The following is an 8,828-nucleotide window of genomic DNA, read 5'->3' as shown; positions in this document are numbered from 1 at the left end:
CTGCCTTGGGACTTAAAACTTCACCTCGAAGCGTCCGGTGAAGGCATTCTCCGATGCGGAGGATGCGATCTGCCCGTTGTATCGCAGGGACAGGTTCGCGCCCGGCAGGACGGTGTAACTCAGCCCCGCCTCGATCACCGCCGCATCCGTGGCGACCGGCACGCCGGCGACAGAGAAAGGTGTCGAACCCGACGCATAGGCCATCACCGCCTCGGGCGTGGTGTCGCCGAAGGCATGACGCCAGCCGATGCCGACCTGCGGCGTCAAGGTCTGTTCCGCCACCGGAAGGCGCGCCGCCACCCGCACGCCGAGGGTGCTGTAGAGGGTATCCATGTTGCCCACGGAGAAGGTGAGAGCGGAGGTTGACCCGCCCTCCGTCCCCGACCCGCCATCGACGTGCAGATAGGCAAGGCCCGCGAACGGCTCCAGGGCCATGCCATTGCCGTAGACGGCATAGCCGGCCTCTCCGAACACCTGGGCGACCCCCGTCATGTAATCCGAAGAATTGCTGCCGTGATAGCCGGAGAAAGCCACGCTCCGGCTCATGGACACATCGTGCCACGCATAGCCAGCCCCCAGCCGCAGGCCGAGCCCGCCATATTGCGCGCCCGCGTAGAGGCCGACATCGTAATTGTCCATGGAACCGGACGAATGGACATCCTCCATGTCGAACGAGGACTGGCTGAAGCCGCCAAAGGCGCCCGCCCGCCAATTGTCGCCGAGCGCCACGTCGAAGCCCCCCAGCGCGCCGCCGATGGAGGACGAGACGGACGCCCCGTTACCGTCGGAGAAGGTGTTGCCCCAGCCGCCGAAGGCCTGGGCCCAGAGCACCGGTGCCCAGCCGGCCCCAAGCCCGGCGGTGGCCGGGCCGGAAGCGGCGAGGCCCGCCGGGAGCGAACCCGAGAAGGCCTGCAGCAGGCGCCCCGTCACCGCGTCGCGCACATAAGCCGACTGCTGCTGCATCACGGTTTCGACTGAAGCATAGGCTTCACCCGAGAGCGCCCGGAAGGCGAGGTGAGCCTCGTTCTCCCTTTGGGAGACGACCGCGTCGTAGACCTCGTTGCCCGGTCTAAGTCCATCGGTGGCGCGGGCGACCGAGCGCTCGTTGGCGGTGCGCGCTTCGGACACGAACGGCACATCCTTGCGAACCAACGTCATCTTCACCGCGTTGGTCCCATAGCTCAGCAGCGGATCCAGGAAGGCGAAATTGGAGGTGACGGTGGAAAACGCGCCGGTGATCCCGCCCCCGGCCCGAAGAATAGTGAAGCTGGACGAACCCGGATACTTCCCGCGCCCCGCGACCACCGCCAACGTGCTGCCTTTCTTGATCGCGATCTCGCCCGAGGTCACGATGAGGTCGTGCGCGCTCGTCGGCACCACGTCGGCCTGATAGGTCGAGCCGTTTTCAAACGTGGCATTCCCATTGACCTTGAGGGTTCCAGGCGAATAGCCCGGCGAGACCGTACCTCCCCAGCCGACGGTCAGCCCCCCGATGGCGGCGATGCCGCTCAACACGCTGTCGTTCCCGACGACGAAGCTGGCGGCGCTGGTGGCACGGCGGCTGAAGATCAGGTCGCTGCCGGCGAGGGTGACCGTGCCGGCATAGGTGCTGCTGACAAAATGCGCAGTGCCGCCGCCCTCGAGAATGACCGCGCCGGATCCCGTCAGGCGCTGGGGGAAAACGTATGTGCTCGCGAGATCATAGATCAAGGTCCCCCAATTGGTGATGGGGCCGGACAGGGCGCCGGAGGTCCCGCCGTCGCCCACCTGGAGAACGCCCTCCTGGATCACGGTGCCCCCGGTGTTGCGCACGGCGCCGGTCAGCACCAGCTTGCCCTTGCCGGTCTTCACGAATTGCCCGGTCCCGTCCACGCCCCCGGCATAGGTGCCGAGGCCCACCTGGTTGAAGGTCAGCACGCCGTTGTTGTGCACATTGCCCAGGATGCTCGCCGCATTGCCGATCACGGTTCCCGCGCCGATCACCACGCCGCCGGTGTAGGAATTGACCCCGCTCAGCACCAGCGTGCCCGCGCCGTTCTTGCGCAGAGGGCCGGTCCCCGAGACCGTGCCCTTCAGGGCGAGCCGCTCATTCTCGCTCACATTGAACAATCCACCGCCGTTCAGGATCACTGAACGAGAAGTGGCGAAGCTCGCCTGCGCGGCCAGCGCCGCCCCATTGATGAAGATCGTGCCGGCCTTGGCGCCCAGGCCGGAATCCGCGACCACCGCAAGGGTGCCGCCATTGATCTCGGTGCCCTTCGTGTAGGTATTGGCCGCGGTGAGAAGCAGCGTTCCGCTGCCGGTCTTCACCAGCGTTCCCTTGCCGCTCACCGTGCCCGACAGATCGAGCGTCGCCCCCCGCACCACGCGGATGGTGCCGTTGCCGGCCAGGGAGACGTCGCGGGCGCTGGAAAAACCGGCCGTCGCCCTCAGCGTGCCGCCCATCAGGGTGATATTCGACGCGAGGCCGCCCAGATAGCCGTCTTTGGCCACCGAAAGGGTGCCGCCGCCGCCGATCAGGGTGCCCCCTGCGTAGGTGTTGTGGCCAGTCAGCGTCAAATTGCCGGCTCCGAGTTGCACGACCTTGCCGGCCCCGGAAATGACGCCACCGAAGGTGATGGCGTCCGACTGGCGGAAGACCAGCGTCCCATCGTTCCAGACATTGCCGGCGATGGAGCCGGAGGTTCCCCCGTCGCCGACCTGCACCCGGCCCGAGGTGATGAGAGTGCCGCCGGTGTAGGTGTTGGTGCCGGCCAGGACCAGGGTGCCGGTCCCGGCCTGAACCACCTGCCCGGTGCCGGAGATCGCGCCGGCGAAGGTGACCGTGTTCGCGCGGTCGAAGCGCAGCAGGCCGCCGTTGACCACGTTACCGACGATGGAGCCGGTGGTGCCTCCATTGCCGAGCTGAAGCGTGCCGTCGGCGCCGATGACGGTGTTGCCGGTGTAGGCGTTGTTGGCCGTGAGGACCACGGTGCCGCGCCCGGCCAGGTTGAGCCCGCCATTGCCCAGAACGACGCCTGAGAGGGAGAGGCTCTCGCCGCTGGCCACGCTGAGGGTGCCACCGCCGGCGAGGCGGACGACGCGGCTGCTGGAGAAGGAGGCGCTGACATCCAAAGTGCCGCCGGCGAGGATGAGCGCGCCGATGTCGCTGCCCAGGTTCGCGTCCTGGGACACGCTCACCGTGGCGCCGGCCCCGATGGTGGTTCCGCCGGTATAGCTGCTGGTCCCGGTCAAGGTGAGCGTGCCGCCGGACTGATACACGGCGCCGCTGCCGGAGATGGCGCCATCGAACGTCGTCGCATCGCTGCGCGCGAAGATCAGGGCACCGTTATTCTGCACCGCTCCGACAAGCGTGCCGCTGGTGCCACCATTGCCGATCTGAAGCGTGCCGCTTTCGATGACGACGCCGCCCGCGAGCTGGTTGTCCCCGGTGAGAACCAGGCCACCGCTACCGGCCTGGACCAGGCTGCCGGAGCCAGTGATATCGCCCGTGAACAGCGTGTTGGACGACAGATCGAACGCCAGGACACCGCTGTTCTGCACATCGCCGGTGATCGCCCCGGACGTGCCTCCGGTGCCCACCTGGAGGGTGCCGGCCGCGATCACGGTGCCCCCGGCATAGCTCGTGTTCGAGGCCAGGACGAGGGTGCCGCCGCCGCTCTTGGTGAGGCCGCCGGTGCCGCCGACCGCCCCGCTGAGCGTCAGCTGCGCGGAGCCGGCGACGGACACCGTTCCCCCGTTCACAAGCGAGATGACGCGGGCGGAGGTCAAGCTGTCGGTCGCCGCGAGGGTCCCCGCCTCCAGCACCACGCCGCCGCTGGCGGCACCCAGGTTGGCGTCGGACGAGACCTGAAGGGTGCCGCCGGACACCAGGGTTCCGCCGGCGTAGGTGTTGCTGCCGGTCAGAACGAGCGTGCCGCCGCCCGCCTGTACCACCGCGCCACTACCGGAAATGGCGCCGCCGAAAGTGACGGTATCGGAGCGATAGAAAATAAGGCTCCCGTTGTTCGTCACATTTCCGGCGATGGCGCCATGGGTGCCGCCTTCGCCCACGATCAGGGTGCCGGCCGTGATGGTGGTGCCGCCGGCATAGGTGTTCCCGCCGCCCAGGGCGAGGATGCCGCCGGACACCACCAGGCCGCCGGTTCCCGATATCCGCCCACGGAAGACGGTCGCGGACGTCCCGGACACGGTGAGGGTATTGGCCCCGAGCTGCACGCGGCCGGCCCCGGACAGGGAGGCGATGGTTTCGCTGGCGCCCAGCGCCAAGGTGCCGGCGGTGTCGATGGTTACGTCGGAGGCGTCGGAGATGGCGCTGCCACCGGTCACGCTGAGCGTGCCGGCGGCGATCACGGTGTCGCCGCTGTAGGTATTGGCGCCGCTGAGCACGACCGTGCCCGTGCCCTCCTTGCGCAGGGTGCCCGACCCGGAGATGGTGCCGGTCACGGTCAAGGTGGTGCCGGAATCGGCTGCGAGCGTGCCCCGCGTCGCCAGCGTCACCGCGCGTGCGGTCGTGAACGACGCGAAGGCGGACAACGCGCCCTCCGAGAGCGTGATCCCGCCGTCCGCCGCCCCCAGGGCGCTGTCGGCCCCGACCTCCAGCACGCCGCCGGACACGGTGGTTCCGCCCATGTAGCTGTTGACGCCGGTGAGCACGAGAGTGCCGGCGCCGATCTTCTCCAGGCCTCCGGAACCGCTGATTCCTGCGCTGATGGTGGCGGTCACGTCGTGACCTTCCGCCCAGAGCACACCGCCATGTTCGAACGCGAGCCCGGAATCCGCATGGCTCGCGTCGGCCGCGAGGACGAATCCGGAGCTGACGAACTCCAGCTTCTCGAACGTCTGCTTGTGGGACACGAGCACCGTGCCGGCGGTGCCGGTGAAGATGCCCACCTTTCCGCCCCAGGGCATGGTGACCCCTTCCGCCGCCTCGTACCAGGTGGTGCTGGTGGAAGACCAGGTCCCCGCGCCGCCGAGGTTCTGTCCGCCATCGGCGGTCCAGATCTGGAGCCGGCTGGCATCGGTCAGGAGCACATTGACCTGGCCCGTGTTCGAGGTGTCGAGGGTGGCCGTGTAGCCGGCCGGCACCGCGGCGATGGACAGAGCGTTGGTCAGGGTGCCGGTGTAGGTGAAGGCGCGGTAGTAGCCGGCGCCGTGCACCGGCGCACCGGTCACCGAAAGGCTTCCGGCGGCGGACAAGTCGCCCTGCGCCGCGGCCACCCCGGAATTGGCGTGCCCGCCAAGGGTGAGGATCGCATTCGACCCGGCGGCAAGGGTCAGATCCCCCGTCACAAGGCCTGTCCGGGTGGGATTGTCGGTGCTGCCCACGCCACCGGCCAGGGTGCCGCCGGCCAGGACGCTGACCGCCCCGTTCACCGTTCCGTACCCGGTCAGCGTGCCGCCGCTCGACACGGTGAGGCTGCCGGTCTCAAGCGCGGCGCCATAGAGGGCGAGCGTTCCCGACGCCACGGTGGTGGCGCCGCCGATGCTGCCGGTGCCGGTGAGGATGACCGTGCCGGGACCGGTGGTGGTCAGATTGCCGCTGCCCGAGATCGGGCCAGCCAGCGTCAGGCTCTGGCCGGACGCGACGGCGAGGGTGCCGCCGCTGCTGCCGATGACGACGCTGCGCGCGGAGCTGAAACTGCTAGTCGCGGCCAGCGTGCCACCGGACAGGGTCAAGCCGCCGACGGTCGCGCCCAGATTGGTGTCGGATGACACCGACAACGTGCCACCCGACACCACGGTGCCGCCCGTGTAGCTGTTGGTGCCGCCGAGCACGAGGGTGCCGGTGCCGCTGGCGGTCAGGGTGGACGCGGCGCCCGAGCCCCCGATGGCGCCATTGAGGGTCAAGGTGGTGCCCGCCGCCGTCGCGATCGCGGCCGCCCCCTCCAGGGCGAGCGCGCGCGTGCTCGTGAAGCTGGCAGAGGTGGCAAGGGTGCCCGCCTCAAACGTCAGAGCCCCGGTGGCGGCGCCGAGATTGGAGTCGGCGCTGACCACGACGCTCGCCCCGTCGGTGATGAGGGTGCCCCCGGAATAAGTGTTCGCCGCCGTCAAGGTGGTGGTGCCGCCGGCCTGGAACGCCACCGCGCCGGCACCGGAAAGAAGACCGGCGAACGTGCTCGTGGCCGAGGCGTTGAAAACCAGCGATCCGCTCTCGATCTCCACATTGCCGCCGATGGAGCCGGTGGCCCCGCCATTGCCGAGCTGAAGACTGCCGGAACGGATGAGCGTGGTGCCGGTGAAGCTATTGTCGGCGGTGAGGGTGACGGTCCCCGTGTCGACGATCAGCGTGCCGGTGCCGGACACGACCCCTTGCAACGTCATCGCTCCGGCGGGCCTCAGGGTGAGGGTGCCGTTGTTCTGAACATTGCCCTGAAGGGTGCCGCTGGTGGTGCCGTTGCCAACCCGCACCGTGCCGGAGGCAATGGTGAGGCCGCCGGACAGATCGGCGGTGCCGGTCAGGGTCAGCCGGCCGGTGCCGTTCATGGCAAGGGCGCCGCCGGAAATGGTGCCGGAGAAGGTGGTATCCCTGCCGTTGCCACCCAGGATCAAAGCATTGCCGCCGAGCACCACCGTGCCGGCCCCGTCCAGGGAGCCGATGGTTTCGCTCGCGTCGAGCTGAAGCGTGCCGGCCGCCAGCACCTTCACCGCCCCATTGTCCGAAATCGCCTGTCCGCCATCGAGCACCAGCGTGCCGGCGTCCACCTCGGTCCGGCCGGTGTAGGTGTTGGCCCCGTTGAGGGTGAAGGTGCCGGAACCGCTCTTGGTCAGGCCGCCGTCGCCCGAGAGATCCCCGGAGAAAGTGGCGGCCGTGGTGTTTGATACCGTCAGCCGGTTCTTCCCGAGATTGACGGTGCCCTGGCCGGTGATGCCGGCGATGGTCGTGTCCTGCCCCAGCGTCAAGGCGGCGGGTTCGGCGAGGGTGACTTGAAGGCCGGAGGAGACGGACACCCCTTTCTTGATCTTGACCAGGCCATCCTCGACATCGAGCTGGCCCACATCGAGCGCACCGGCGGCGAAGGTGAAGCCGAGGGGCGAGTCCAATGTCAGGGTGCCCGCACCGGTCACGGTCCCACCGAAGGCGGACGCCTGAACATTCGACGGGATGGTGAGCGTGTTGCTCCCCACATCGATGGTGCCGCCGCCGGAGATTGCCGGCAGGGTCACGTCCGTGTCCAGGGTGACGCTGGCGCCGGCGTCCACCACCAGTTGCGCCACATTGTTGAGGGCCGACGCATTGCCCAGTTCCAGCGTGCCATCCGCGACGGCCACCGTCGCGCCATAGAAATTGTTCGATCCGGTCAGCACCACCGTGCCGCCCCCGCCGAAAATGAGCCCGCTGGGACCCGAGCCATAAGAGGGGGGCTGGCCCGTGATCGTCCCGCTCAACGTCAGGATGGTGCCGGTCAGCGCATTGATCGAGGCCGGCGCCACAGATGAACCGGTGATAGTGATGGGGACGGCGATGGACATGGTCGCCGTGGTTTGTAGCGTGCCGGCCGAGCCGAGCGTCAAGCCCGACCCCTGCCCGCCCAGGCTCCCCGCCTGACCGATGGACATGGTGCCTTGCTCGACCAGCCAGTTCAGGGCGCTGGTGTTGGTGTTGGTGAGCGCCCAGGTGCCGCCGCTGACGGCATAGGTGTCGAAGCCGTCGAAGCTGTCGCCGATCTGGCTGACGTCAAAACTCCCCGGCGCACTGCCACCCAAGGCAAGCGTGTTGTCCGCGCCCGAAACGGCTTTGACATCGCCATTGATGGCGTAGCCGGTCTCCAGCACCAGAGTAATGCCACCGCCATTGATCTCGATGGCGGGCGCCTGGTCGGTCAGGTCGCCGTTCAAACCACCTGTCACCGTGCCGTTCGCGGTGATGATGATTGTATTGTCGAGACCCGTGACGATAAGACCGGTCCCGCCATCGCCGGCCTCGCCATCCTCCTGGCCGGTGCCGGCAGTGCCACCCATGCCGCCTTCGATATCGCCATTGACGAGCAGCGTGGACTTTTCGCCGGCGAAGTAGAGCCCGGTGCCCCCCTGGCCGCCGTCGGCCCCCCAGCCGGAGATTTGCGCGCCGCGAAAGCCGCTGCCGCCCGCCCCGCCCTCGCCGCCCGAGACCGGCAGCGAGATGACGATCGTGCCGCCCTGGGGAGAAAGCGACGCGCCATAGCCGCCATTGCCCCCAGAGCCACCGCCGCCGGCAAAGTACACCCACCCGTCTTCAAGATAGTAAGAGCCGTAGGTCCCGTTGGCCCCATCACCCCCATCGCCACCGAGTGCCACGGAGGTCGGCGCGCTGTTTCCGACATAGCCGTGGGCGCCGCCGCCACCCCCGCCGCCGGAACCGCCATTCGAGCCTTCGGTACCCTCTCCGCCCTCACCTCCGGTCAGGGTCTGGCCGACCAGGGCTGCGGCGCTTCCTCCTTGCCCTCCCCCACCTGGCTGGGGAAAGCGATAGCCATAAACGCTCGCACCGCCGCCAAAGCCACCGACCGTGCCGGCGCCGCCGCCACCGCCGCCCTCTCCTCCACCCCCCGGCCCGGGTCCGCCGGTCCCGCCATCGCCGCCGGTGCCTTGCGGGAACGAAATCCCCTGTTCGCCCACCCAGGGGCTCTGCGCCCAGGCTGGGACATGCCACAGCAGAATGAGAGAGGTCGCGGCGGACGCCAGCAGCGCCCGCTTCAAAGAACAATGATGAGACCCCAAACCCGCGCCCGCCCGCACCGCCGCCATGCCGCCCCCAACACTCTGTCCCGCCCCGACCCGCCGATGGGTCGCACCGCATGCGACCTCGCATCCAGGGCGCGCATTACGCCATCACAACCCCAAGGCCC

General features: G+C 68.7%; 1 protein-coding gene. It reads right to left on the bottom strand.

All coding sequences use genetic code 11. The features are described 5' to 3' along the window. Positions 1-12: 12 nt before the first annotated feature. The gene (locus HUW53_RS03310; protein ID WP_237344312.1) at positions 13-8,679 is read right to left on the bottom strand and encodes an autotransporter-associated beta strand repeat-containing protein; all 8,667 of its coding nucleotides are present in this window, start codon (positions 8,677-8,679) and stop codon (positions 13-15) included. Positions 8,680-8,828 lie beyond the last annotated feature (149 nt).

The organism is Xanthobacter agilis (assembly GCF_021730435.1).
Lineage (GTDB): Bacteria > Pseudomonadota > Alphaproteobacteria > Rhizobiales > Xanthobacteraceae > Xanthobacter > Xanthobacter agilis.
This window is presented reverse-complemented; position numbering and strand designations above follow the sequence as displayed.